21 protein-coding genes are annotated in these 26,365 nt (G+C 39.5%); 10 read left to right on the top strand and 11 right to left on the bottom strand.

Going from position 1 to position 26,365, the window contains the following annotated elements:
• Positions 1 to 3: 3 nt before the first annotated feature.
• From OWEHO_RS04485 to OWEHO_RS04500, 4 genes are all read left to right on the top strand, one after another.
• Complete coding sequence (locus OWEHO_RS04485; protein WP_014201281.1) at positions 4 to 1,236, top strand: ABC transporter permease; 1,233 nt, start codon at positions 4 to 6, stop codon at positions 1,234 to 1,236.
• Between the two features lie 105 nt (positions 1,237 to 1,341).
• A complete protein-coding gene (locus tag OWEHO_RS04490; RefSeq protein ID WP_014201282.1) occupies positions 1,342 to 2,715 on the top strand; it encodes a pyridoxal-phosphate dependent enzyme in 1,374 nt (457 codons plus the stop codon).
• A 6-nt stretch (positions 2,716 to 2,721) separates the two neighbouring features.
• The gene (locus OWEHO_RS04495; protein WP_014201283.1) at positions 2,722 to 3,504 is read left to right on the top strand and encodes a helical backbone metal receptor; all 783 of its coding nucleotides are present in this window, start codon (positions 2,722 to 2,724) and stop codon (positions 3,502 to 3,504) included.
• A gap of 274 nt (positions 3,505 to 3,778) precedes the next feature.
• Positions 3,779 to 4,069, top strand: a complete 291-nt coding sequence (locus OWEHO_RS04500) for a GIY-YIG nuclease family protein (protein WP_014201284.1) — start codon at positions 3,779 to 3,781, stop codon at positions 4,067 to 4,069.
• A gap of 366 nt (positions 4,070 to 4,435) precedes the next feature.
• Here the strand turns inward: OWEHO_RS04500 and OWEHO_RS04505 are convergent, their stop codons facing one another.
• Positions 4,436 to 5,476 (bottom strand): quinone-dependent dihydroorotate dehydrogenase, encoded by a 1,041-nt coding sequence (locus OWEHO_RS04505; protein ID WP_014201285.1) that lies wholly within the window; start codon positions 5,474 to 5,476, stop codon positions 4,436 to 4,438.
• Positions 5,477 to 5,599: 123 nt separating this feature from the next.
• Here OWEHO_RS04505 and smpB point away from each other — a divergent pair, with 123 nt between their 5' ends.
• On the top strand, positions 5,600 to 6,055 hold the full coding sequence (gene smpB, locus OWEHO_RS04510) for an SsrA-binding protein SmpB (protein WP_014201286.1): 456 nt from the start codon (positions 5,600 to 5,602) through the stop codon (positions 6,053 to 6,055).
• A 54-nt stretch (positions 6,056 to 6,109) separates the two neighbouring features.
• On the opposite strand, the gene OWEHO_RS04515 is transcribed toward smpB, so the two are convergent.
• The 5 genes from OWEHO_RS04515 to OWEHO_RS04535 form a co-directional block, all read right to left on the bottom strand.
• Positions 6,110 to 6,982, bottom strand: coding sequence for a bifunctional 5,10-methylenetetrahydrofolate dehydrogenase/5,10-methenyltetrahydrofolate cyclohydrolase (locus OWEHO_RS04515; RefSeq protein ID WP_014201287.1), 873 nt, complete (start codon positions 6,980 to 6,982; stop codon positions 6,110 to 6,112).
• A 100-nt stretch (positions 6,983 to 7,082) separates the two neighbouring features.
• Positions 7,083 to 8,432: a signal recognition particle protein gene (ffh, locus tag OWEHO_RS04520; RefSeq protein ID WP_014201288.1), complete on the bottom strand. Its 1,350-nt coding sequence runs from the start codon at positions 8,430 to 8,432 to the stop codon at positions 7,083 to 7,085.
• Between the two features lie 321 nt (positions 8,433 to 8,753).
• Complete coding sequence (locus OWEHO_RS04525) at positions 8,754 to 9,269, bottom strand: hypothetical protein (RefSeq protein ID WP_014201289.1); 516 nt, start codon at positions 9,267 to 9,269, stop codon at positions 8,754 to 8,756.
• 17 nt (positions 9,270 to 9,286) lie between these two features.
• Positions 9,287 to 9,619 carry a type II toxin-antitoxin system PemK/MazF family toxin gene (locus tag OWEHO_RS04530; protein ID WP_014201290.1) on the bottom strand — a complete coding sequence of 111 codons (333 nt, stop codon included), beginning with the start codon at positions 9,617 to 9,619 and terminating at the stop codon, positions 9,287 to 9,289.
• Complete coding sequence (locus OWEHO_RS04535; RefSeq protein ID WP_014201291.1) at positions 9,606 to 9,854, bottom strand: ribbon-helix-helix domain-containing protein; 249 nt, start codon at positions 9,852 to 9,854, stop codon at positions 9,606 to 9,608. The genes OWEHO_RS04530 and OWEHO_RS04535 overlap by 14 nt, the downstream gene beginning before the upstream one ends.
• A 200-nt stretch (positions 9,855 to 10,054) precedes the next feature.
• Between OWEHO_RS04535 and OWEHO_RS04540 the strand changes: the two genes are divergently transcribed.
• Together OWEHO_RS04540 and OWEHO_RS04545 are read left to right on the top strand one after the other, a co-directional pair.
• Positions 10,055 to 10,909 carry a hypothetical protein gene (locus tag OWEHO_RS04540; protein ID WP_014201292.1) on the top strand — a complete coding sequence of 285 codons (855 nt, stop codon included), beginning with the start codon at positions 10,055 to 10,057 and terminating at the stop codon, positions 10,907 to 10,909.
• A gap of 142 nt (positions 10,910 to 11,051) precedes the next feature.
• The gene (locus OWEHO_RS04545; protein ID WP_014201293.1) at positions 11,052 to 11,780 is read left to right on the top strand and encodes a T9SS type A sorting domain-containing protein; all 729 of its coding nucleotides are present in this window, start codon (positions 11,052 to 11,054) and stop codon (positions 11,778 to 11,780) included.
• Positions 11,781 to 11,867: 87 nt separating this feature from the next.
• Here OWEHO_RS04545 and OWEHO_RS04550 read toward each other — a convergent pair whose 3' ends face one another.
• Together OWEHO_RS04550 and glyA are read right to left on the bottom strand one after the other, a co-directional pair.
• On the bottom strand, positions 11,868 to 12,617 hold the full coding sequence (locus OWEHO_RS04550; protein WP_014201294.1) for a TerC family protein: 750 nt from the start codon (positions 12,615 to 12,617) through the stop codon (positions 11,868 to 11,870).
• A gap of 2 nt (positions 12,618 to 12,619) precedes the next feature.
• Positions 12,620 to 13,909, bottom strand: a complete 1,290-nt coding sequence (gene glyA / locus OWEHO_RS04555) for a serine hydroxymethyltransferase (protein WP_014201295.1) — start codon at positions 13,907 to 13,909, stop codon at positions 12,620 to 12,622.
• A gap of 63 nt (positions 13,910 to 13,972) precedes the next feature.
• On the opposite strand from glyA, the gene fahA reads away from it, so the two are divergent.
• A complete protein-coding gene (fahA, locus tag OWEHO_RS04560) occupies positions 13,973 to 15,247 on the top strand; it encodes a fumarylacetoacetase (RefSeq protein WP_014201296.1) in 1,275 nt (424 codons plus the stop codon).
• 73 nt (positions 15,248 to 15,320) lie between these two features.
• Positions 15,321 to 15,875, top strand: a complete 555-nt coding sequence (locus tag OWEHO_RS04565) for a GNAT family N-acetyltransferase (RefSeq protein WP_014201297.1) — start codon at positions 15,321 to 15,323, stop codon at positions 15,873 to 15,875.
• On the opposite strand, the gene OWEHO_RS04570 is transcribed toward OWEHO_RS04565, so the two are convergent.
• Together OWEHO_RS04570 and OWEHO_RS04580 are read right to left on the bottom strand one after the other, a co-directional pair.
• Positions 15,853 to 16,257 carry a response regulator gene (locus OWEHO_RS04570; protein WP_014201298.1) on the bottom strand — a complete coding sequence of 135 codons (405 nt, stop codon included), beginning with the start codon at positions 16,255 to 16,257 and terminating at the stop codon, positions 15,853 to 15,855. The genes OWEHO_RS04565 and OWEHO_RS04570 overlap by 23 nt on opposite strands.
• Before the next feature lie 840 nt (positions 16,258 to 17,097).
• Complete coding sequence (locus OWEHO_RS04580) at positions 17,098 to 18,213, bottom strand: sensor histidine kinase (RefSeq protein ID WP_014201300.1); 1,116 nt, start codon at positions 18,211 to 18,213, stop codon at positions 17,098 to 17,100.
• Between the two features lie 251 nt (positions 18,214 to 18,464).
• Between OWEHO_RS04580 and OWEHO_RS04585 the strand changes: the two genes are divergently transcribed.
• Entirely contained in the window at positions 18,465 to 18,842 is a 378-nt protein-coding gene (locus OWEHO_RS04585; protein ID WP_014201301.1) for a PH domain-containing protein, read from the top strand.
• 117 nt (positions 18,843 to 18,959) lie between these two features.
• On the opposite strand, the gene OWEHO_RS04590 is transcribed toward OWEHO_RS04585, so the two are convergent.
• Positions 18,960 to 26,063 (bottom strand): PKD domain-containing protein, encoded by a 7,104-nt coding sequence (locus OWEHO_RS04590; RefSeq protein WP_014201302.1) that lies wholly within the window; start codon positions 26,061 to 26,063, stop codon positions 18,960 to 18,962.
• Positions 26,064 to 26,365: the final 302 nt, after the last annotated feature.

Genomic DNA, 26,365 nt, shown 5'->3' on the forward strand with positions numbered 1-26,365 from the left:
AGCTTGAATTTCGAATTTTTTATTGCAAACCGAATTGTAAAAAGCAAAACGGCAGCCAAAAAAATCTCCCGTCCCGTAATCCGTATTTCCGTTGGAGCTATTGCCCTCGGCATCATCATCATGATAGTGGCCATGGCCACCGGAAACGGCCTCAGAAAGGAGATCCGCAACAAAGTAATCGGATTCAGTGGACATATTCAAATTCTAAACTACCAGCCCAACCCTACTTATGAACAAACGCCCACTGACCTCCCCGATTCAGTATTAACGCATATTTCGGGCATTTCTGGTGTAGAGTATATTCAGCCTTTTGCACAAAAAGCAGGGATTATAAAAACAGATAGCCTGTTTGAAGGCGCTCTTTTAAAAGGCGTAAACGCAGATTACCACTGGCAAAATCTTGCAGGGTACATCACAGAAGGTAAGGCTCCCACCATTGGCCAAACGGGCTACAATGATTCCATTCTCATAAGTCGGGCGATTGCCGATAAATTAAGCTTAACGCTGAATGACAAGTTTAGCATGTACTTTGTGCGAGAAGCACCAAAGCCACCGCTGTTGCGGAATTTCTACATCTCAGGGATTTACCAAACGGACTTTGAAGAGATTGACAATAATTTCCTTATTGGTGATATCAAGCATTTGCAGCGCCTCAATAAATGGGACTCTACAGAAGTTGGGGGTTATGAAATATTTTTGAAAAATGATGACAATATTACTGCTACCAACGAGCAAATTCGCTTGCTACTCCCCTATGATCTGGATGCCTTAAGTGCCCGCCAGCTCAACGAACAACTTTTTCAATGGTTGGATTTATTTGACCTGAATATCATGATTATCATCATAATTATGATTGCTGTGGCTACCATCAATATGTCCATCGCCCTCCTAATTTTGATTTTGGAACGAACCCAAATGGTAGGAATTTTAAAAGCATTGGGCAGTGCCAATGGAAGCATCCGAAGGATATTTTTGATAAACGCCACATATCTTATTCTACGAGGCCTCTTTTGGGGCAACCTTATCGGAATTGGGCTTTGCTTGCTTCAGCAGCAGTTTGGCTTTGTGAAACTGGACCCGACCACATACTATGTAAGCGAAGTCTCGATTGATTTAAACATTCCTTTTCTACTGGCCCTTAATGGAATTACGGTTTTAATATGCCTCATTTGCCTGATACTTCCATCCTACTTAATTACAAGGATTTCACCTGTGAAAGCCATAAGGTTTGATTAGTTTTGCGGCATCAAAAGACTTGAGAGTTTAGAGTTTAGAGTTTAGAGTTTAGAGTTTAGAGTTTAGAGTTTAGAAAAATATTCAATTTTAAATATTAAATAAAGCATGCGTCCAGTAAAGAAAATTTACGATAACCTATTGGAAACCATTGGAAACACTCCTATGGTGAAGCTTAATAAAATTGCCGAAGATATCCCTGCCACTGTTTTGGCAAAAGTGGAATACTTCAACCCTGGTCATTCTGTGAAAGACCGTATGGCTTTGCAAATGATTGAAAATGCTGAGAGAGATGGTCTTATTAAGCCAGGTGGCACTATTATCGAGTGCACTTCCGGAAACACAGGAATGGGCCTTGCTCTTGCCGCAATCGTAAAAGGTTACAAATTGATCTGCACACTTAGCGACAAGCAGAGTAAAGAAAAGATGGACATCCTTCGCGCTATGGGTGCCGAAATTCACGTATGCCCAACAAACGTAGCTGCCGAACATCCAGATTCTTACTACTCGGTAGCAGAGCGTTTGAATAAAGAAATTCCGAATTCCTTCTACCCTTTTCAGTATGATAACCCTGGAAATGCTCAAGCGCATTACGAATCTACCGGTCCTGAAATTTGGGAACAAACAGATGGTAAAATCACACACTTTGTAGTTGGTGTTGGTACTGGTGGTACTATTTCGGGTGTTGGAAAATACTTGAAGGAAAAGAACCCAAACATCAAAATTTGGGGAGCTGATACTTATGGTTCAGTTTTTAAGAAATACCACGAAACAGGTGAGTTTGATGAAAATGAAATTTACTCTTACATCACCGAGGGTATTGGTGAAGATATTTTGCCAAAGAACGTGGACTTCAGCGTGATTGACCACTTCGAAAAAATAACCGATAAAGACGGTGCTTTAGTAACTCGCGAGTTAGCCAAAAAAGAAGGAATGCTTTTAGGATATTCTGCTGGTAGCGCTTACCAAATGATTCGTCAGATGAAGCATACACTTACCAAAGATGATGTGGTGGTGGTACTTTTCCATGACCATGGTAGCCGCTACGTTGGTAAAGTATTTAATGACGATTGGATGCGTGATCGCGGATTTTTGAACACCGAAAATTCAACTGCTCTTGACCTTGTAAAAGGACATAAAGACTTGAACCTAATCACGGCTAAGAGTTCTGAATTGGTTTCTCACGCTATCCTTAAAATGCAACGGTACCAAATCTCACAAGTTCCTGTAATGGAAGGCGATGAATTTGTCGGCTCGTTGGACGACAGCAAGCTTTTCCAAATGATTATTTCTGATCCTTCTGCTGGTGACAAAACCGTGCGTGAAGTAATGGGCAAGCCTTACCCTATCATTGAAAGCAATGAAGATGTGAAGAAAGTAGCTTCTCATATTTCTAAAGAAAATGACGCTGTTTTAGTGAAACTGGAAGATGGTAAGCATCACATCATCACCAAGCACGACATAATCGGAGCTTTGAGCTAAAACTTTATGGCGATTTATACGGATCAGACAAATCGCAAAATTGAACTCAGCAGCAAACCGCTGCGAATAATATCTACTGTGCCATCCCAAACCGAGCTTTTATATGACCTCGGTTTGGAAGCACAAGTGGTAGGCATCACGGCCTACTGCGTACACCCTTCCCATTGGCTTAAGGAAAAAACCGTAATCGGTGGCACCAAGAATCTAAAGCTCGACCTTATCCGAGAGCTTAAGCCAGACCTTATCATTGGTAATAAAGAGGAAAATATAAAAGAGCAAATCGAAGCTCTGGAATCTGAATTTCCTGTTTGGCTGAGCGATATCGTTACCGTAGATGATGCTCTGGATATGATTTCCGAAATCGGAAAAATCACTGAGACAGAAGAGCTCGCCAATTCTATAAATGCTGCTATTTCTGAAGAAAGACTAAAACTAAAAGGTATTTCTCAAAACCGCTCTGTGGCTTATTTTATTTGGAATGAACCGATGATGGTAGCAGGGCAAGACACCTTTATAAACAAAATGTTGGAGGAAGTTGGTTTGAACAACGCCTTTGCGCATCGTGATGAACGCTATCCTCAAATCACTGAAGATGATTTAAAAGAAGCCACTCCTGATTTGATTATTCTCTCCTCTGAACCGTATTCTTTTACCACCAAACATCTGCACAACTTTGGTCAGCAATTCCCAAATGCTAAAGTCAAACTTATGGATGGTGAAATGTTTAGTTGGTACGGAAGTAGAATGGTGAAGGCTTTCCCGTATATCGGGAAGAATTTGGGGAAATAAGTAGGCCTCCTTTTTCACCCTTCGATACTATTCTTCCTATGGTCAGAATTACTCAGGGTGACATCATATCCGGCTGTCAGGCTGAGTTTTAAATGTTGCGGAGCAAAACATTTAAAGTATCGAAGCCTAGTTTATTTTCTGACCGCCCCCATTCTTTGATACAATCTCTCTTCGATCGGTCACTCAAGGTGACATCATGCTCCGTCAGGCTGAGTGGCGCGAGGAACGAGCGATGTATCGAAGCCTGAATTAAAAACCGTAATTTCATTCATCTATGAAAAATTACTACGTCTATATCCTCAGCTGCAATGACGATTCTTATTATACCGGAATCACAAACAATATTGATAGACGAGTTGCTGAACATAATTCTGGGGAAGATACCAATGCATACGTTTTTCCCCGAAGGCCTGTAAAGCTAATATGGTTTGCCTCTTTTACAAATCCGGAAACGGCAATAGAAAAAGAAAAGCAGATTAAAGGGTGGTCACGAAAGAAAAAAGAAGCTTTAATCAATGGTGAATTTCATCTACTTCCTAATCTTTCAAAGAAAAAATTCGAGTAATTAACCACCCTTCCCCGCCATGCTGCGGGGCAAGCTGATACGATTCTTCCTATCGTTAGAATCACTCAGAGTGATAAACCTTGTCAGGCTGAGTGCTGCGAAGAATGAGCAGTTTATCGAAGCCTTAATTGACAGCTCACTATTACTCACCCTTCGATACAATCTCCCTCTGGTCGATCACTCAGGGTGACATCCGGGATTCTAATAACTTTTCAGAATGGCAGGCTGAGTGCTCCAAAAGCAATCGGAGCGTAAGAAAGTCTGAATTCTAATCATTCCGGGCGCAGTAAAACGGAGACCCGGAATCTCACACTTAATTGTTGAGGGAAATATTCCAGATCTCCGCTCTGCTTCGTCTGGAATGACTTATTTCTTCTCCTTCAAAATCCCTTTACAGATTCTTTTGATCATTGCAGGACCTTCGTAAATAAACCCAGAATATACCTGTACAAGGCTTGCTCCTGCTTTTAATTTTTCTAAGGCATCTTCTGCTGTGAATATTCCACCAACTGCTATAATTGGAAATGCGCCATTTGACTTGGTGTGCAAATAAGAAATAACCTCCGTGGCTCTTTGACGAACAGGCATTCCGCTCAATCCTCCCGCTCCTATTTTTTCCACTTCCGTGGAATGTGTTTTTAGATCAGCACGAGAAATTGTGGTATTTGTGGCGATGATTCCATCAATCTTGGTGTCGCGAACGATCTCGATAATATCATCAAGCTGCGAATCTGTAAGATCCGGTGCAATTTTTAAAAGAATTGGCTTAGGGTGAGCCTGAGCCATATTTTCATTTTTCAGGGCGCTCAGCAGTTTTTTAAGCGGCTCCTTTTCCTGAAGGGCTCTAAGGTTTGGGGTGTTTGGCGAAGAAACGTTTACCACGAAATAATCCACATAATCAAAAAGGGCGTCAAAGCATTTTAGGTAATCATCCAAAGCTTCTTCATTTGGGGTAAGCTTGTTTTTCCCAATATTTCCACCAATGATTAGTTTGTCACCTCTCCTGTTTCTCAATCGCTCTGCAAGCTCTTCTACTCCTCCATTATTGAAACCCATTCTATTGATAATACCCTTATCTGCCGGAAGGCGAAATAAGCGTGGGGTTTCATTTCCAGGCTGTCCAACGGGAGTCACGGTTCCAACCTCAATAAAGCCAAAACCAAAGTTTGACAACTCATCGTAAAGTTTTCCGTCTTTATCAAAACCAGCCGCAAGGCCAACAGGATTGGTAAAGTCGAGCCCAAAAACATTTACTGCCAGTCTCTTGTCATCTACTACATAAAGGCTTCTGATTATTCCTCGCATTCCTGGAATTTTATGCGCCAGCTTTATCATTTTAAAAGTAAAGTGGTGCACTTTTTCAGGATCGAATTTGAAAAGTATAGGACGAATAATGCTTTTGTACATGACTTGCTTGAAATTTGCTGCGAAAATAACACTATTTAAAAGTTTTCTTTTTCCATACAATGGAATAATTGAAGTATCAAAACTTCACATTTTTCCCTATCTAATCCTTTATATTTGCCAGCTATGTCAAAAGACTTCATCAACATAAGGAATAAGAAAGCCAAGTATGAGTACGCATTCATAGATACCTATGAGGCGGGAATTAAATTACTGGGCACTGAGATAAAATCAATCCGTGAAGGCAAAGCCAGCATCATGGAAGGTTACTGCTATTTTAAAAATGAAGAGCTGTATGTGAAAAATATTCACATTTCTGAATACAGTTTTGGAAGCGGCCACAACCACGATCCACTTCGTGAACGCAAGCTGCTTTTGCATAAACGCGAACTTCGCAAACTGGAAGACAACCTGACTAAAGGTGGAAACAACACTATTATTCCGCTAAGGCTTTACATTAATGACAAAGGAATTGCCAAAATGGAAATTGCTCTGGCTACTGGTAAAAAGCTTTACGATAAGCGCTCATCCATTAAGGATAAAGACATGAAGCGCGAGCATGATAGGAGGTTGAAAATATAAATCAGGAATTAGAAGATTATTTCTAATTCCTGAATCAATTTCAGCTATTTCGTTCTACTTGGCTCTAACAGCCATCAAAGTGTTTTTGAGCAAGCTCACTCTAGTCATTGGGCCAACGCCCCCTGGCACTGGAGTTATGTAAGAAGCTTTTTTAGAAACGCCTTCAAACTCAACATCTCCTTTAAGACGGTAACCTGATTTTTTAGATTTATCAACCACACGTGTAGTACCTACGTCTATAATTACAACACCATCCTTCACCATATCTTCTGTAATAAAATCTGGCTTACCAAGAGCTGCAATAATAATGTCAGCATTTTTCAGTAATTCTTTAAGATTTGTGGTGCGGCTGTGGGTAAGTGTTACAGTGGCATTTCCAGGATAGTGGTTTCGTCCCATCAAAATGCTTGCAGGTAAACCTACAATATGCGAACGGCCAACAACTACACAGTGCTTACCTCCAGTTTCAATATTGTATCTATCCAAAAGATCCATTATTCCCATTGGGGTAGCCGGCAGGAATGTAGGAAGATTAAGTGCCATTTTACCCAAATTCTGTGGATGGAAACCATCTACATCTTTTTCTGGGTCAATAGCCATAATCACCTTTTGATCATCTATATGATTAGGTAATGGAAGCTGCACAATATAACCATCAATATCTTTGTCTTTGTTCAGTTTATGCACTTCCTCGAGCAATTCCTTTTCGGAAATAGTTTCGCTAAGCTTTACCATTGTTGTGTTAAAGCCTACTTCCTCACAGTCCTTAAGTTTTGCATTTACATAAGTTACTGAAGCACCATTATTACCAACAAGCACCACCGCCAAGTGAGGGGTTTTACCACCTTTCTCTTTTAGTGCTACTACCTCATCCGCAATCTCGTTGCGAATTTCTTGTGATGTCTTTTTTCCGTCTAGTATAATCATGTGTTCAGCTTTTCAGTTCACAGTCCACAGCCTGTAGAACTCTCTAAAAAAAAATTTTAATAAATCTATCGACTGTTGACTGTCGTCTAAAAAACTAATGCTAAAACGGTCTACCTCCACCGCCTTGCATTCCTTTCATCATGTTGGCCATTTTCTTTCCGCCACCACCTTGCATCATCTTCATCATTTTGCTCATATCGGCAAATTGCTTCAGTAGCTGATTTACATCCTGAATGGTTTTTCCACTTCCTTTCGCAATACGCTGTCTACGGCTACCATTTATAAGTTTTGGGTCTTCACGCTCGGCTGGGGTCATGCTATGAATAATGGCTTCTACACCTTTAAAAGCATCATCATCAATATCGATGTTCTTCATCATTTTCCCCATCCCCGGGATCATGCCCATCAAATCTTTCACATTACCCATTTTCTTGATCTGCTTTATCTGACCAAGAAAATCATTGAAGTCGAATTTATTACTGGCAATCTTCTTCTGGACTCTACGAGCCTCATCTTCGTCAAACTGCTCCTGAGCACGTTCCACAAGAGAAACCACATCTCCCATCCCAAGAATACGATCGGCCATACGCTCCGGATAGAAAACATCTAGAGCATCCATCTTTTCACCAGTACCAATAAACTTGATAGGTTTTTCTACAACAGTGCGAATAGTAAGTGCCGCGCCACCACGCGTATCACCATCTAGTTTGGTAAGAATAACTCCTTCGTAATCTAATACATCGTTGAAGGCCTTAGCCGTATTCACGGCATCCTGACCTGTCATAGAATCTACTACAAACAAAGTCTCGTCTGGCTTGATAGCTGCATGCACATCGCGAATCTCCGTCATCATCGCTTGGTCTATTGCCAAACGACCAGCAGTATCCACAATCACCACATTAAAACCATTCGCTTTAGCATGAGCCACAGCATTGGTTGCAATACTTACTGGATTGTTATTTCCTTCTTCAGAATAAACCTCAACACCTATTTGCTCACCAACTACTTTAAGCTGATTGATAGCCGCTGGACGATACACATCACACGCTACCAAAAGTGGTTTCTTGGTTTTTTTACGCTTAAGGAAGTTAGCCAGTTTTCCAGAGTGAGTAGTTTTACCAGAACCCTGAAGACCGGCCATCAAGATTACACTTGGTGAAGATTTCAAATCCATCTCCGCCACGCTACCGCCCATAAGTCTGGCGATTTCGTCACGAACGATTTTAGTCATCAATTGGCCTGGCTGCAAAGAAGTCAATACCTTTTGACCAAGAGCTTCCTCTTTGATTCTTCCGGTTACTTCTTTGGCAATTTTATAGCTAACGTCAGCATCTACTAACGCACGTCTTATCTCTTTTACCGTTTCGGCTACGTTTACTTCCGAAATCTGTCCATGCCCTTTCAGTACATGAAACGCCTTGTCTAACTTGTCTTGTAAATTATCGAACATATTGTTGCAAACGGTTTAATGGGCTGCAAAATTAAAGATTTGAAATGGGTTGAGCGAATAAAATAGTAGAGAGTGTTTTACGTGGGTTATAACCACTGAAAGCACAGGGTTACACAGAGCCTTTTCCCGCACAGCTCAGTGCGACTCAGTGAAACTCTTTGGTAAATAAAAAAAGTATTAAACCTCATCGGAACCACTGAGCGCACAGGGTTATACAGAATTTTTATCAACAATCCTTCTAATAGTTCTGTAAAAACATAGGGTATAAAGCCTTAGCTAATGAAATTAAGAAAACATTTTTAGCCAATAAATGGAAAATTGCTAGTTGTCACAATCAAACTTCAAACCATCGACTTTAGCGAGATTAAGGTTTTTAAGAGTGTAAAAAATTAAACGCGCTACATCTACCTTCCCCTCTCCATTTGAAAAAATCAAATACTGCCATTCACTTTCCTCTACATCCATTGTTATTACAAACTTTCCTTTTGAAGATGTAACAGAAAGCTCATCTACGATATTAAGCTTATAACCATCATTTGCCCATTCGCCTAGATATATACGCACTCCTTTTTCGACACAACACAACACGTCATTTGCAAAGTCATAATCTATCGCATCCAAATACATTATTCCTTTTACAATTATATTACCGTCCACCGAATCAACTTTCTCAATACCCCAAACCCAAGCTAGGTCACTCGGCTCTTTACATAAAAATCCGCCCTCTTGTTTTACCTCCACATGGAAGTAATTCGAGTCGACTGGTTCATATTGTCCATAAGCTGCCGTAATATGAGTCAGCACAATAATCAGAACTAACCAACTTGAAATTTTCATTGTCTTGTATTTATTATTCAATACTTCAAAATATCCTCCAGCCCTTGCTTTATCAAGCTTAGTTGTCCATCCTCTATTGCTCCGATCTTCCTCTTCAGTTGTTCTTTAGCTACTGAGCGCACATGAAAAACCATTACTTCGCTTTCTTTTAAAAGTCCATTATTAGTATTTGGCGTAAGCACCACATTGCCTTTGTATTTTTTTACACTGGTAGAAAGCGGACACACAATTACCACATTAAGATATTCGTTCAGGAGGTTTCCGCTAATTATCACTGCAGGCCTTCTCCCCGATTGCTCGCTTCCTGTGGTTGGGTCAAAATACATTTCCCAAATCTCACCTTGCTTCATCTTCATCATTTAATTGAGCCATGTACTCATTCATTCCTTCTTCGGCTATAAGTATGATACTTTCATCTTGTCCAGCTTGGCAGTAAGATTTTACATACTCCGCTCGTGTGAGTTGATCTAAATAGATCTCTAAAGCCTTTTCTATGAGCTTGTTTTTGGGAAGGTTTAATCTTTGTGCAGCTTCACTCAATTTCTGCAAAAGTTGATCGGGTAAGGATGATGTGAAAGTGGTCATTGCTATTTCATATTTATAAATCAGAAATATGAAATTACTCTATGTACATCGAAATACTACTCATGAGGATCTCACAAATTTTTATGGAAAAACCCGTCATCAGTCACTGAACAATTAGCTGAAAAAATTTTCGTCAGACTATTCCTCCATTTCATTGAACAAAATACCTTTGTGTGCATTACAAAATAAAAATAACAACCATGTTTAGAAAAATTTATTTACCCCTATTGGGATTGGCAATTGTAGCATCATGCTCCAGCCCTGCCACTAGCGAAGAAAATCAGGAGGAAATTATAGACCTGAGTGATGATGGCAGCATTACTGCCGAGCCAGAAAATGATGCTCCTGAGAGTTACGAAAAAGACGGTTTGAAAATTTACCCTTTTGAAGGTTCTCCCAAATTTGAAACTGCAGAACTTACAAGAAACACTCCTGCAGATGATATAAAGGCTACAAATGGCAAAGTTGCCTTTGATTTTGGTGTAACCAACTATGAGCTTGGTGCACAAACGGAAGGTGCTGGAACCAATGGTTTGGCAAACTCTGACAAAGGCCAACACATACATCTAATTGTAGACAATGGTCCATACAGCGCCCATTATGATGCTAAATTTGAAAAAGAATTTGAACCAGGACATCACGTAGCTATTGCTTTCCTTTCAAGAAGCTTTCACGAAAGTGTAAAAAATGGAAAAGCAGCTACCATTTTTCAATTTACCACAGGTAAAGATCAGCCTGAAGTTACTCCTGTAGATTTAGATGCTCCAATGCTTTTTTATAGCCGTCCAAAAGGAGAATACAAAGGAGCTGGTGCTCAAAAGATTCTTTTAGACTTTTATGTTGCTAATACTGAACTTAAGCCAAATGGTCATTCAATAATTGTGACAGTAAATGATAAGACAAAGTTTGAGTTTGACACCTGGCAGCCATACCTTATTGAAGGTTTACCAATGGGAGAAAACACTATCAATATAAAATTGGTAGATGCTCAGGGCAATTTGGCTAACAGTCCAATGAACGATGTAACACGTACGTTTACTCTTTCTGCCGAGTAAGGAAAATTTCACACTTTACCTTAAGAGGAAGCTTTATGCGATTACTGATAGAGCTTCCTCTTTTGCTAATTTCTAAAGGGATTACTCCCAAAATAAGTTAGATTTGCCCTACAAATTATATTAACAATTAAAATTTTACAAAATGAAAAAACTTTTACTTTCATCTTTTCTTGCACTAACTACGGTATGTGGCTTCGCACAACTGGACTTAGCAATTACTCAAATTGTATCTCCTAACGCCTCAGCCACGATAACCGATGCACAGCAAGTTACAAGTGAATTCGTAGTTACCAATGATGGAACTACCACCCTAAATCCTAATGACACAATTTATTTCAGAAACGAGTTAAATGGTACCACACAAACTTACACAAGTGGAGGTTCTCAATTTAATGTATTCAGTTATATACTAACTAAAACTTTAGCACCAAATGATACCGTGTTAGTAGGTATCACTTTGCCTATTGCTTGGTCGGTAAATAACGTTATACCAGGAGCCACTTTTACCTGGGGCTTTAATGTTAGAGGTTCAACATGCTGTCCAACGCTGGATGATGATGATGTTAGCAATAATGTGCTCTCAGTTAATCTTACCGCTGCTGGTACCGTTGGACTAGAGGAAGATGTAAACATTACCACTACAGAGGTTTACTTTAGCGAAGGTTCACTTTACGTAAACGGGGAAAATCTGAATGGCGCTAGCAAAGTAGAACTTTACAACCTTTTGGGACAAAAAGTTTTTGAAAGCACTATTTCTGAAACAACCTTCAACGAAGTGTATGACCTTTCATTCCTAACTAATGGTATTTATATTTCAAACATTAGCGATTCTAAAGGAACTGTTATAAAGTCAACTAAAATAATGAGGTAAGTCTTATACATTATAATAATAAAGGAGGCCGGATGAAAACATTTTCATCCGGCCTCTTTTTTTTACACCAATTTTGAAGTGCTTATTTCAAGTATCGATATTAGTCGAGGGTTTACTCTTCTTTCTCATATTGATGTTCACCACTTCTGTTGCTAATGAAAAGGCTACGGCAAAATAAATATACCCTTTAGATATATGTTGATGTAAACCATCTGCTATCAACACAAAACCAATGAGAATCAAAAATGCCAAGGCTAAGATTTGCAAGGTTGGGTAGCGCTCTATAAAAGCTGCAATCCTCCCAGCAAAGATGAGCATCACAATAAGTGAAATCACCACTGCCAATATCATAATAAGCAGTTCTTCTGTCATACCAATTGCCGTAAGGATAGAGTCAAAAGAAAAGACAATGTCCAAAAGACCAATTTGAATAATGATAGAAACAAAACTCTTTTGAGCCTGCTTCTTCATACTTTTTGCGTCTTCCTCTTTTCCTCCCCCATCTATTTTGTGATGTATCTCGCTGGTGCTTTTACCAATGAGGAAAAGCCCGCCAACGAGAAGCACCAAATCACGACCAGTGGCCACAAATCCAAAAATTTCAAATATGGGTTGTGTAAAACCAATTATCCAGGTGATACCCAAAAGCATGATGACCCTTAAAATAAGAGCAAGACCAATTCCTGCTGTGCGAGCCGTTTTTCGTCTTTCTTCAGGAAGTTTATTGGTGAGTAATGAAATGAAAATAATATTATCAATCCCAAGAACTACTTCCAGTAAACTAAGTGTAAGCAAGGCTATCCAAGCTTCCGACTGCAAAAAGATCTCAAAATCCATAACTAGGCTGTTTCAGCCTCTGAACTAAAAAGTGGGTAACTCTCCATCCAACTATTAATTTCTGATTTTACTTCAGCAATTACAGCTTCATCGTCAGGGTTGGAAATCACACGATCCAAAAGATCGGCAATCTTATCCATATCATCTTCCATCAAACCTCTTGATGTAACAGCAGCAGTACCAATGCGGATTCCACTGGTTACAAATGGCGACTTATCATCAAATGGAACCATATTTTTATTTACAGTAATATCTGCCAACACAAGGGTGTTTTCGGCTTTCTTACCACTAATGTCCTTATTTCTAAGGTCGATAAGCATACAGTGATTTTCCGTTCCACCACTAATGATATCGTAACCTTTACCTACTAATACATCCGCCAAGCGAGCGGCATTTTTCTTTACCTGAAGGATATATTCAAAAAATTCATCGCTCAAAGCTTCGCCAAAGGCAACCGCTTTTGCAGCAATTACATGCTCCAAAGGTCCTCCCTGCATTCCTGGGAATACGGCAGAATCAAGCAAAGCACTCATCATCTTCACTTCGCCTTTTGGAGTTTTTAATCCCCAAGGATTTTCAAAATCTTTACCCATCATAATCATTCCTCCGCGTGGACCACGTAAAGTTTTATGAGTGGTAGTGGTTACAATATGGCAATGCGGCATTGGGTCAGCCAAAATACCTTTGGCGATAAGGCCAGCCGGATGTGAAATATCTGCCATTAAAATTGCTCCAATGCTGTCAGCGATTTGGCGAAAACGCTTGTAATCAATATCTCTGGAATAGGCAGAAGCTCCGCAAATAATAAGCTTTGGTTTTTCAGCTTCAGCTACTTCTTGTGCCATATCATAGTCTATAGTACCAGTAGCTTTATCTACACCATAAAAACAGGTTTCGTAAAGCTTACCGCTAAAACTTACAGGCGAACCGTGAGTAAGATGTCCACCATGTGAAAGATCAAAACCCATGATTTTATCTCCAGGCTGTAGGCAGGCAAGGTAAACTGCAGCATTAGCTTGTGATCCAGAATGTGGCTGCACGTTTGCGTATTCAGCACCAAAAAGAGCTTTAGCACGATCTATTGCCAAAGTTTCTACCTGATCTACTACCTGGCATCCTCCATAATATCTTTTACCCGGAAAGCCCTCAGCATACTTGTTAGTAAGTACCGATCCCATAGCGTCCATCACCTGCTGGCTCACGAAATTCTCTGAGGCTATGAGTTCTAAACCTTCCATTTGGCGCTCGCGCTCATCTCCTATTAAGTCAAATATTTGCTGATCTCTTTGCATTTTTCTATCTAGTTTTTTGAGGGTGTCTTTATTTTTTAATCTTTGCTCAAAAATAACCAGAATATGCTCACAGCAAACGATCCTAGTCGCAAGTCTTGGTTAAGTGTTCCACAAGACAGTGATTTCCCGATACAAAACCTTCCCTTCGGTGTATTTTTACCCGAAGATGATTTTACCACAATAGGCACCCGAATTGGCAATACTGCTATTGATCTTTCGGCCTTGCATCAGCTTGGATACCTTGATGGCATTGTACTTCCAGAAGATGTGTTTCTTCAGGATACTCTAAATGATTTTATTACTCTTGGCCGTCCGGTGTGGCGTCAGGTACGCAATAAAATTGCCGAAATATTTGACGAAAAAAATGATATCCTAAAAAATAATACTGAGCATCGCGAGCAAATTCTCTTCCCTATTGAAGAGGTGCAAATGCTTTTGCCCGTATTTATTCAGGATTATACAGATTTTTACAGCAGTATGGAGCACGCCATGAACGTAGGAATTATGTTCCGTGGTAAAGAAAATGCCTTGATGCCAAACTGGAAACACCTTCCTGTAGGTTATCATGGACGTTCCTCTTCTATCATTGTTTCAGGCGAAGATATTCACCGTCCGGTAGGACAGATGAAACCAGCGGATGCTGACGAGCCTGTTTTTGGCCCATCAAAGCTTTTGGATTTTGAATTGGAAATGGGATTCATTACCACTGATGGAAAACACCTTGGCGAACGCATTACCACCGATGAAGCAGAAGATTATATTTTTGGAATGGTACTTTTCAATGATTGGTCTGCTCGTGATATACAAGCTTGGGAGTATGTGCCGCTAGGGCCATTCTTAGGTAAAAACTTTGCTTCATCAATATCTCCATGGGTAGTAACTTTGGATGCAATGGAACCTTTCCGCGTGGAAAGTCCAAAGCAAGACCCAACTCCACTACCCTATTTACAAACCGAAGGAAAACGCACATTTGATATAAACCTCCAAACGTTTATCCAGCCAGAAAACAGCACTGAAAGCAAAGTGTGTGAATCTAATTTCAAGTATTTATACTGGAATATTTCACAACAATTGGCTCATCACACGGTAAACGGTTGTAACATTAATGCCGGAGACATGATGGCTTCTGGAACCATTAGTGGCCCTGAAAAGGAAAACTTTGGTTCTATGCTTGAACTTTCATGGAGAGGTGCTCATACCATCACATTAGATGATGGTAGTGAGCGTAAATTCATCAATGATGGTGATACAGTAATCATGCGTGGATACTGCAAAAATGATGATGTAAGAATCGGATTTGGCGAAGTAACTTCAAAAGTACTTCCAGCTATTTTATAGATTTCTGATTATTTAGATAAATTTAAAGACCTGTTTTGGCTTAGCTGAAACAGGTCTTTTTAATTTCTAAACTATGCCCGTAAACTACTATAGCTATTCGCACGAAAGTGCAAGACTAATAATAAGGCCGCTATTACTGGATGATTCAAAGTACTGGGACGACTTCATGAATAGTGATGAAGCCACTGCCTTATTTCCGCCCAATCTTAAGCCTCCTCATTTTACTGCCGAAGATTGGATTGCACGACAAAGAAAACGATATGCGGATGATCAATTGGGTTTGCTTGCTTTGATTGAAAAAAAATCAGGAGATTTTATAGGCATGAGCGGCTTACTAAAACAAGAGGTAGAGGGAAGCCCTGAAATTGAAGTTGGTTATCACCTCCTTCCAAAATTTTGGAAGAAGGGATATGCTAGAGAAGCGGCACTTTACTTTATGAAGTTTGGTTTTACCGTATTAAAGCCTGAATCCATAATATCCTTAATACATATCTACAACATACCATCTCAGCGTGTTGCTCAGACAAATGGATTAACCACCAACAAGAAAGTTATCAAAAATCACGGTCCAGCTTATGTGTACAGAATTTCTGTAGAAGAATGGGCTAAGACTCGATCCCCGCAATAATTTTTTGCAGTTGATCCTCGCCTACAGGTTTTATAAGATAATCCGAAACATCGCTAATGGCCTTGGCTCTGTCTACGTCAGCAGGATCTACAGATGAGCTTACCATGTAAATTGTAATTTCCTTACCAACCTTAGGCTTTAATTCTACAAACTCTTCTAAAAACTCCCAACCATCCATTACCGGCATATTGATATCTAAAAATATCACATCGGGAAGGGCTTCTGGATTTGAAACATTGTCCAGCATAAAATCAATTGCTTCCTCCCCATCAGAAAACACCAAGATTCTTTTAGCTATCTTATTACCCTTCAACCCCTTGGTGAAGGTAAATTGATAGATATCATCATCATCTATCAGACAAATTATAAATGGTTTGTTCATATGTTCCCTTTAATAGTTTAGTTTTCGTGAGTTGATAAACTTACAACACAAAGAATAAACCTAAGCATCTTCGAATAGTTTTTTAATAGCGTATTATCTTAGAACAAAAAAAACAAAAATTATACATTTAATAATCAAACTCTTCCTACAATACTAGGCTAGCTCTCCCATTGCAGCTTTATTGGTTTACTTTTTCTACTAAAGTAATTGTGATCCAAAAGAATGCAATTCAGACCTCTGGTATTTGAAACTAAAGACACAGGTACTGTACGACTACCAAGAGTAGTTATTCCCTTACTTTTTGTACGCGAGCAGATTCTTGAAACCAAATTCAAGAAAAAGATTCTTTCAAAAAAAGTTTGTTTAGAACAACCGACTAATAGTGTTGGAAGGATATAGATCTTAAATGGAAAAGGTAAACTCATTTAATAAGAGTATTAAATTGAGCAATTCGATGAATGATGGATAACAGAAACAAATGAAAAAGTAAATATTGCTGACAAACTATCTCTTTTTAGTGACCATTGGAACCCAAGAATCATTGGTGAGCTAAATGGGCAACATGTAAAACTTGTCAAACTAAAGGGTGAGTTTGTGTGGCACAAGCATGATCATGAAGATGAAATGTTTTATGTGCTTGATGGCTGTTTGAAAATTGAATTTAGAGATAAGATTGTAGAGCTATTAAAAAAATGAATTTATTATTATTCCTAAAGGCACAGAGCACAGACCGGTGGCTACTGAAGAAGTTTCAGTGATGCTTTTTGAACCAGCAACTACCCTAAATACAGGTGACACATTTGGTAACCTTACAAGAAATGAGTTAGAAAAAATTTAGATTTATTTAAAGGTAATAGTAAAAGTTGCTCCCTTTCCTACTTCACTTTCTACATCAATTTTTCCGCCCATACTCTGTATGTTATTGTGTATTAAGTACAGTCCAATCCCTTTACTATCTTTATGATCTGTAAATTTCTGCCTCAAGCCAAACATGCGATCCTTAAGCATTATAGCATCAAAACCTTTTCCATTATCTGAAAAACTCAATTGTTTTATTCCATTGTTCAATTTGGCTCTAATGGAGATGACCGGAAACTCATCTGCCTTTGAGTATTTAATAGAATTGGTTATCAAGTTTAGAAAGATACTCTCCGCATAAATACGACTAAAGTGAACGGTAGAAAAGGCCTTTAAGTCAAGCTTAAAAGTAGCTTGACTGCCTTTTATTAGTGAATCTATGGATTTACATACCTGATCAAAAATAGCTCTCAGATCCACTTCCTCTATCTCAGCCTCTGTTTCTTTTTCTTCCCGCTCCAGTACATCCAAATATTCGTTCAGGGTATTTTTCAAATTTTGAGTAGCCATATTCATCGACTCTAAAATTTCAATTGTTTCCTCATCCTTTATTTTGGACATATCCAAAAGATCAAAAACCATTTGAAGATTGGCTACAGGGGAGCGCAAATCATGTGAGGTTGAATATGTAAGCAGCTTTAGGTTCTTATTTACATTGCTCAGTTTCGCTAAAAGTATATTTCTTTCCTCTTCAAGTTTTTTAACATGGGTAATTTCTTTTGCAATTGCATAAACCAGTCTTTCACTTTTTAACGGGATAGATGTCCAGGAAAGCCAAACCACCTCTCCAGACCGTTTCACGTATCGGTTCTCGAAGTTCAGCAGAGGTTTATCATGTTTTAGTTGCTCCCTTCTTTTATCTGTTACCGCTTTATCTTCATCTAGAATAAAATCATTGATGGGCTTACTGTAAATCTCTTCTAGAGGGTAACCAAGCAAATGTTGAAAAGCAGGATTCACTTTTTTAAAATATCCATCAAAGCCAGCTATGCAAAGTACATCAGGCGATTGTTCAAAGAAAGGCTCCAGTGAAATATCCTTCTTCTGAAATTGTATTAACGAATCCAAATTGGTCGAGGTGGCTTTCTGTTCTATCATCGTTCAATCCTTGTCTGCATGAGTTAGCGCGAGTCTAAAAATATAGTTTAGCGTTCAAAATCACTACTATCATTCAAAATTTAATAATTTGAATTTGGATTTTTAAAACTAAAGCTGCTGGCAAATTTAATCTAAGCTATTTTGGAACTTATTCAATAGAGGGGTTAAAATGAGTTCCGTATGTTATATTTAACTCCATCTACTTCAACTATCTCCCTAAAATAGGGTTATAACATAAAATCAAAAGCAGAATGGGACTTTTTAATAAAATACTCGGAAATGCCAGCGCGGTAGATTCCAGCAAACTACAAGAAAAGTATAGTCGCCTACTTATGGAAAACGAAAAGGTAGAACTTGGTTTTACGCTATTTCGTGATGTATTTATGTTTACAGATAGACGTTTAATTTTGGTAGAGGTGCAAGGGGTAACCGGTAGCAAAGTGGAATATAAATCTATGCCTTACAAAAGTGTATCTCGCTTTTCACTGGAAACGGCTGGTACATTTGACTTGGATGCAGAGCTTAAAATTTGGATTTCCAGCGAGGATGAACCCTCCATCTGCAAAAAGTTCAATAAAAGTATAAACGTATATGAGGTTCAGAAGTACCTTGCCCAAAAGGTAACTTAGATTTTTCCTTTTTAACAATATGCTGAATAATTTGTTACAACCTGATAAAGAAGAAGGCCGCTCCAAAGTAATTTGGAGCGGCCCCTTTCCTTATTAACACATCTAAAACAAAGCCCCCTAGTCTTTAATCAGACGTTCTTGGGTGCTTAGGTTATCACTGCTTATCTCTAATAGATAAACACCTTTTGGCAATTTGCCAATATCCACGGTTCCTTCAAAGTGGCCGTTAATATTATCTTTTACCAAATACATAAGCTCTTTGCCAGCCATATCCGTAATTCGAACGCGAGCCTTATCTGAAGCTTCTGTCTGGAATGAAATATTTACCACACCATTTGATGGGTTTGGATACACTCTCAAACTGCTATTCAATACATTTCCCTCTATTCCAATACCTTGCACCACAACAGTACTGGTAATAGTTTGTGTACCACAAGGGCCTGTAATGGTAAGTGTAACTGTGTAGCTACCATTAGCTGTGTAAGTATGGCTTGCCATTACTCCTGTTCCTGTATTTCCATCACCAAAATTCCAACTGTAGCTAGTTGCACCTTGTGAAGAGCTGGCATCAAAATCTACCACTTGGCCTGTCATTGTAGCACCTTGTACGTTGCTTGTAAAAGCAGGTACCTGTGACGCGGAGGAAGAATACAAAATTTTAGTTCCATCAGGACGAGGACAACCTCCAGAAGTAATCTTCCAATCGTAGAAGTAATAATAGTAATCAGGGCCAGAAGCAGAAAAACTATGACCTGTGATACTTGCTACCCCTGACGCTGTATAAGGGTAAACCGCTCCGGCACTGTTTCTCCATAAACCGCCAGTGGTACTTCCTCCACCATGCATTTTGTAAGTACCCGCTGGAATGTTCATTCCCACAGCTATTCGTTGCTTGGTTCCTGCTGCAGTTACACCGGTTACTGGTACGGTTACCGTTTGCAAGATGGCATTGGTAGTAAAGTCTACCAAATTGATGTTCACATTTCCATTAGCATTCGGATAAACAGTTATACTATCCAAAGTGAATGCTTGTATTGCAGTAAAGTAAAGTTGCTGAACTGAAGGATCAGTAAAGTTAGCTGCCACACCTATGGAGTTGCTCACTGGTCCAAATCTATATTGCTGACTCACGCTGGAAAGTGTAAATGTAGTATCAGCTGCAAGCAATGGTCCTACCACTAGTGTATCACCGGTGCCCAACACCACTCCATTTATATCCTTCCATTCATAGTTATCTGCAGTTCCAATGGGTGCATACAAAGTATCATAAGCTCCCGCGCAGAATGTATCCATAGCAGCGGTTACGATTGGTGCCAATGTATTTTTGAAGGTAAATGTAGTCGTAACTGTGTCGTTACTTCTATCTTGATCATTACTCAAATTAGTATAAACCTCAACATTGTAAACTCCACCGCCCGTAGTATTTATAGGCCCTAGGTTTAGGGTGATAGTTCCCAATGTAGACAATGGTCCTGCATATGTAGTGGTTAGGGTAGTATTTACAGACCCGCTAATTACCGCTGTTAATGGAATACCCGATAAGGATGAAAGACCATAATTAGCCAATGAAATATCCACTTGAGTAAGTGCATCTCCACATGAGCCGGAGCCGGGGTTGCTTGCAATTGCCGTTACAGCAATGTCAAAGTTTAGGGGTGTGAATTCATCTGCTCCCAAGTCTACTACTGTTGATCCGTTAGCTGGTCTCACATCCCCATCAATATCTACCAAAACTCCCACAGTATTATCACCGGCATCATTTGCCAAACTTCCTACTACATGAAGATCGGTGGGTGTAATAAATATGGGTGCTCCTTCTACTGAATTCACGTTAAGTAATGGAAGTGCTGTTTTCCACAATGCCAAAGACGTATAAGTTGGAGTTCCATCTTTTATCAGATCTGTTCCACCGCGCTTATGGTATAGGTTGTAGTTCACCACATTGGGTGTTACTACGGCAGTACCCGACTCAAATGCATAGTTAGAGCTTCCAACAAAAATGTTATTTCTCACATCCACAGAAGTTGGTGTAAACTGTCTATAACCATACGCTCCTTCCACAGTGTTATGAAACACATTCAAATAGCTGATGCCAGTAAAGTAACATCCTGAACCAGTTGATAAGACCATGTTGTTGATAAAAGTACTTTTGGTAGCAGGCACTCCAGACAAACCTGAGTTGGCAGACGAAAGGTATACACCATAGGTTTTTGCATCACTAATCTGGTTTCCTTCTATATAGAAGTTATCAGCATACACCATGTAAAATCCATAACTAGCGGTGTTTCGCAGGCCATTTACGCTGTTTTTCTTGATAGAAATTTCCTGATTATAATAGGCGTATACACCATACAAATACTGATTGAGCAAAGTGTTGTTTTCTATTATTGCACCTTTCACTTTTGAGGTAGTGCCATTTCCATAGGAAACTATTCCATAATACCCACCAACTACGGTGTTACCCATTACCTTTAGGTAATCCACATCGGCTCCGGCCGAAAGTCCGGTAGCACTTGTGCTGGCAACTATACCCGCCATTGCAGTGCCAGTGCCTGTAGTACTTACTCTTATGTAGCAATTTTCTATTGTGTTGCTATCAGCATTGTTGTGTAACCAAACACCACGTGCAGTATTATTTACTATGGAAAGTCCTTTGAATGTAAAATGTTTAGCACCATCCAAATCGATAACGGCAGTACTACTTCCTCTCAAAGTATCTCCAGTAGTAGCCGAACCATCAAAAGTGATCGTATTAATCCCACTAGCTCCATCAATTTCACCGATGGTTTTGCTCACTATATGGTTTCCCGCTTGAACATTAAATACCACAGCTCCTTTGATTCCACAGCCATTTAATACATCAATCACACTGTCAATGGTAGCAAAGTTAGACGGACCTATAGGACCTCCCACTGTGTAAGTTCCTGCATTAAGACCGCCACCTAGGCAAGGCGTACAGAAGGTGTATGGCCCCATTACCGGAGGTGCCCCAGGTATTGTGCTGGTACAGTTTTGAGTTATATAATAATCATAGCAAGAGTTGCCGTTAAGACCAGTAATATTAGAAGTACTTGTGCCCACAGGTACAGTTATAGTAGTCCCTACAATTGAAGCTTGCTTAAAACCAACAGGGCCCCACTCAATCATAACTCCAGCTGGATTTGAATTCCAGGAAACCGTAGCCGAGCTTGAAGTAATATTACTTGTTGTCAAACCACTTACACCCGTGCATGGTGAGCCGGTAAATTCGATAGCACCCGGATCTACCGGCACTGTACGAAGTACATTATTAATATCAGTAGCTACATCGCTGGTAAAGTTTACCCCAAACCCGTCAATTACATTTGATTGTGGTGTAAAATTACCTGTAGCAGTATTTACAAAATAAGGCCTTGTAAACTCAGATACTTGATCGAAACCTGTAGCATTTTTCCAGTTTTGGAAAGATGTAACAGCCGCTCCTCCATAGTATCCAAAAGTGCTTACAGTAAATGTAGGTGGCGCATAATACACGTTATTATTCACTATAGAACTGGCATCAACAGCTCCACTTTGGTAATAAATGTAAGATGTGCCAGTACCCACTTTCCTGTTAAGGTAGGTCAGGTTATTCTGAAAATAAGTACGATCGGAAGTACCCGGATTATAAATCACATAAGTGGAAGCAGATGTTCCTGTTGAATTTGCGTCATCTGCAATCACGGTATTGTGAATCACCTTAGCATAAGAAGTGATGTATGGTGCAAACAAATACTGTGTGCCTGCACTATTAAAATTATAGATTAGGTTATTTGCCAAGATGCCATAATTAGCAGCACTACCTATAAAGCTGTAGGCATATATACCATAAGCTGTACTTGTGGTTGTAGTATTTAATGGAAATGGATCATGAACCTTGTTTCCAATAATCTTAGAGAAATGATTTACATAAGCATAAATACCATAGAATGTGGTATTACCTGTTCTATTTGGACGATGTATCTCGTTACCATTTATCATCGAGCCTCTAGCATAGTAATTATAAATACCACCATAGTAAAAATCGCGAACCTGGTTATTTATAAACTGGTTTCCATTTAGCGAATCCGTACTGGATCCATAAGCTATGATTCCATAGTAACCACCTACAATGTTGTTATTAATAATTGTATTGTAGTTTCCACACGAGCCAGAAATGGTGGCAGAACCAGCAGAACCAGAAATCACCACTCCACAATAATTGCTAGAGGTAGCCACAGAGTCAGTTAACACAGTACAGTTACTAAGTGTATTATGATCTGCATTGTTGGTAAAGGACACACCAAAACCATAGGTCGCTCCGGTAGCCTTTATTATTAGGTTATCAATGGTAAACCAATCCGTTCCATTAAAAATAACGGTACCTCTTTCAGCCGAGTTTCCAGCTGAGTATTGCAATGTTCGGCCATTTCCATTAATCAACACTTGATTTGTAGATGATACTCCTGTAATTGTACCAACCATAAATTGCTCATTATAAGGGCCAGAGTTTGGAGCTACAGTCACCACTATCGGACCGCATACACCATTTGCCATAAGAGCCGCTGCCAAAGATGTAAAAGAAGTAAAGGTGCTATCATTAGCTGCAATTAGCGAATTGATGTATAAATTACCCGAATACCCAGACCTTACATTTGTGGCAAATACATTGTTACCTGGATCCGTATCTACTCCCGGCCCTATACTTACAAGAGTTGCTACCACTGTGGTATTTGTATTTGCCGTAAGAGGAATATTGTATAAGGTGTCATAAACACTTAATCCTGTTGCAAACACACCACTCAATAAAATTGGAGTTTGAGGAATACCATTTACAGTATAGTTCAAGGTAGCCGAAAGCACTGTATCAGTACCTACGTTGATCAACCTTACTACCAAGTTTGTACTAGAGCCACAAGAAGCACCAAGCTGGCTAATGGAAGCAATAGAAAGATCGGGGCCTGGAGGGGGTGAAAATTCCCAAATTCCCGGATCAGGGGCTGGCCCTCGCGCAATACCACCAAAGTCACTTGAAACAATAGATTGAAGATTAAGACCAATGTTATTAAAGTAAGCAGCGGTTGGCTGATACAAAGTATTTGCATCAAATAATGGGTCACCAATAGCAGAATTGACATCGTAACTACTTGCGGTTTGCCAATTAGCAAAGGTGCTTTGATTTGAGGTATAATATCCATAGTGATCATTTCCGGAACCAGCATTGGCCATGAAGTAGGCATTGCGGTCTATGTCCATTACACTAGTTGTAGTACCAGCATATATCGCATGATGAGGGCCACTTCCTCCTCTATTTATAGAAATCAAGTTATTCTTAAACTCTATTCCGGTAGCAAGGGTAAGTTGATAAAACCCTCTTGTAAGTCCTGCCGTTGACCCTGGAGAATTTGCAACTATAGTATTGTGATAATATTTCCAACCATCAGAAGACGTATTGTAGATATAGTAGTGCGCACCGTTGTTTTGGTTATCTGACATAAGGTTGTTAAACACTAAACACTCTGCGCCCGGTGTATTATCGCTTGCTGAGGAATAAATACCATAAAGAGCTGTAGTTGTCCCTGTAGCTTGCTTAAACATATCATGAACCCAGTTATTGCTAAACTGAGATTTATTACCCACGCTACTATTGTATATCCCATAACCGCCACCATAAGCGAGACGATTCGGACGACTGATCTCATTTCCAATCACGGTCATACTGTCTTGCCCACTATTGTAAATAGAATAGTAATAGGCATCCTCAATCTTATTTCTAATAAGGGAATTGCCCACATTACGAGAGCCTACTGTGGTAGTAGCATATGACATCAATGCATAGTATCCTCCTATTATTCTATTATTTTCAATTAGATTATAACTTCCTGAATTACCGCTTGTGGTAGCAGAAGTCAAACTTGAACTCATTACCAGACCACAATGGTTTGAAGAAGTGGATGTAATGCTGGTTTCAAGCTTACAGTTTCTAATAATGTTATTGTTTGCCCCATTGGTGAGTTGCAAAGCCCATCCATAAGTTGTGCCTTTATTTACAATGTTTAATGAGTCTAACACAAGGTAGTCAGTTCCGTTTAGCAAAAATGCAGTTCGCTCATTGCTGGTGTTAGTGCTATCTCTAAGCTCATTTCCATTTCCATTAATGATCAATCGTGCTGATGGGCCAGCTCCGTTAATTTGACCAAGCACAAAACGCTCTTTGTAAGGACCAGAATTAGCCACCACATTTACAGTTACATCTGCGGTAATGTTTCCACAAGACAGGGCTGTAGCTAAATCAGCAAAGCTTTGATAGTTGGTAGCCGAAACAGGTGCGTTTTTATTAATAGTGTAGGTTCCGGAAAGGGTTCCTCCTTGCGTTAAAACCTGTACTGATGAAGAATAAGTGGTAACACCGCAAGTCACTCCTGCTCTGTAGTAGGTATTTACAGTAGGGTTTGCTGTTACTAGTGCCGAAGTGGCTCCTGCAATATTTGTCCAGTTTACATTGTCAATAGAAGATTGCCACTGATATGTTTGGCCCGTACCTGTGGTGTTTCCCGAAAGGGATAAATCCACATTTCCTCCAACGCAAACCAATCCTGAATTGGCAACCGCAGTACCTGCAACTGGTGGGTTGGTACATGGCCCAACCAAGCCATATGTTAATGTTCCTAAAAATCCTCGTGGTTTATTGCCTAAAGCAGACGGTAATGCGCCACCATATCCGTAGATTGTGGATCCTGTTACCCCCCCTGTTCTTAATGTAACGGGACCATGAGTAAACGCAGTTGGAGACACAGGGCTCGCAGTACCTGAATAGCGCATCCCGCCTGTAATTACTATACCTATGGGAGTATTTACAGGTACCAAAATAGGCACAAAGCTTTGAAGTGGCACAGGAGTACTGTTAATTCCACCTCCACCTGCCACAGCACAGGTTTGATTCAAAACCCAACCATTAGCTGCGGTTATTTCCAAGTTTCCAGCAGTATTTAATGGAGCTGAAGCTATTCCTCCTACCCTTACCCAAACATCGGATGAACTTACACCAGTGTTAAATACATTGGAAATACCAGTAATTTCTACCAGCGTAGTACTCTCTACTTCAAATGAAACGGCTGAAGAGCCATTATTGTCAGGGTACACCGCATGTGTATTGATGGTACCTTGACCCATCGATAAAAAACTAATTAAAGTTCCGAAGAACAAAAGAATATTCTTTTTCATAGGGATAAATCATGTTAAAATTAATCGGGTACTGAACCTCCTTCAGTCCGCTCAATTTTAATCAAATAACTAATCCCTAGATGCGATTTAGAAGTGTGAACACATAAGAATCAATGGAACTAACCCTCTGTAAACGTGTTGCGTAGAATTTGTCTCTCACAATGATTTGAAAATAACCACTTTGATTTTTTTAAACTCTTACCAAACGACTAAATAATTTTTCAAAAATTAAATCCAAGTCTCCTTTTTTGTAGAAAAAGTACCAATTACATAATTTCACCTTACAGAATAAGACTACAAAA

Source organism: Owenweeksia hongkongensis DSM 17368 (genome assembly GCF_000236705.1).
GTDB classification, from domain to species: Bacteria; Bacteroidota; Bacteroidia; order Flavobacteriales; family Schleiferiaceae; genus Owenweeksia; species Owenweeksia hongkongensis.

Bases quoted from the DNA above. Each gene is read 5' to 3' on its own strand.
- OWEHO_RS04540 (WP_014201292.1), top strand. From the start codon at position 10,055: ATGTTTAGAAAAATTTATTTACCCCTATTGGGATTGGCAATTGTAGCA.
- glyA (WP_014201295.1), bottom strand. From the start codon at position 13,909: ATGCAAAGAGATCAGCAAATATTTGACTTAATAGGAGATGAGCGCGAG.
- ffh (WP_014201288.1), bottom strand. From the start codon at position 8,432: ATGTTCGATAATTTACAAGACAAGTTAGACAAGGCGTTTCATGTACTG.
- OWEHO_RS04545 (WP_014201293.1), top strand. From the start codon at position 11,052: ATGAAAAAACTTTTACTTTCATCTTTTCTTGCACTAACTACGGTATGT.
- OWEHO_RS04565 (WP_014201297.1), top strand. From the start codon at position 15,321: ATGCCCGTAAACTACTATAGCTATTCGCACGAAAGTGCAAGACTAATA.
- OWEHO_RS04505 (WP_014201285.1), bottom strand. From the start codon at position 5,476: ATGTACAAAAGCATTATTCGTCCTATACTTTTCAAATTCGATCCTGAA.
- OWEHO_RS04495 (WP_014201283.1), top strand. From the start codon at position 2,722: ATGGCGATTTATACGGATCAGACAAATCGCAAAATTGAACTCAGCAGC.
- OWEHO_RS04535 (WP_014201291.1), bottom strand. From the start codon at position 9,854: ATGACCACTTTCACATCATCCTTACCCGATCAACTTTTGCAGAAATTG.
- OWEHO_RS04515 (WP_014201287.1), bottom strand. From the start codon at position 6,982: ATGATTATACTAGACGGAAAAAAGACATCACAAGAAATTCGCAACGAG.
- OWEHO_RS04580 (WP_014201300.1), bottom strand. From the start codon at position 18,213: ATGATAGAACAGAAAGCCACCTCGACCAATTTGGATTCGTTAATACAA.
- OWEHO_RS04570 (WP_014201298.1), bottom strand. From the start codon at position 16,257: ATGAACAAACCATTTATAATTTGTCTGATAGATGATGATGATATCTAT.
- OWEHO_RS04590 (WP_014201302.1), bottom strand. From the start codon at position 26,063: ATGAAAAAGAATATTCTTTTGTTCTTCGGAACTTTAATTAGTTTTTTA.
- fahA (WP_014201296.1), top strand. From the start codon at position 13,973: ATGCTCACAGCAAACGATCCTAGTCGCAAGTCTTGGTTAAGTGTTCCA.
- OWEHO_RS04525 (WP_014201289.1), bottom strand. From the start codon at position 9,269: ATGAAAATTTCAAGTTGGTTAGTTCTGATTATTGTGCTGACTCATATT.
- smpB (WP_014201286.1), top strand. From the start codon at position 5,600: ATGTCAAAAGACTTCATCAACATAAGGAATAAGAAAGCCAAGTATGAG.
- OWEHO_RS04585 (WP_014201301.1), top strand. From the start codon at position 18,465: ATGGGACTTTTTAATAAAATACTCGGAAATGCCAGCGCGGTAGATTCC.
- OWEHO_RS04490 (WP_014201282.1), top strand. From the start codon at position 1,342: ATGCGTCCAGTAAAGAAAATTTACGATAACCTATTGGAAACCATTGGA.
- OWEHO_RS04500 (WP_014201284.1), top strand. From the start codon at position 3,779: ATGAAAAATTACTACGTCTATATCCTCAGCTGCAATGACGATTCTTAT.
- OWEHO_RS04530 (WP_014201290.1), bottom strand. From the start codon at position 9,619: ATGAAGCAAGGTGAGATTTGGGAAATGTATTTTGACCCAACCACAGGA.
- OWEHO_RS04550 (WP_014201294.1), bottom strand. From the start codon at position 12,617: ATGGATTTTGAGATCTTTTTGCAGTCGGAAGCTTGGATAGCCTTGCTT.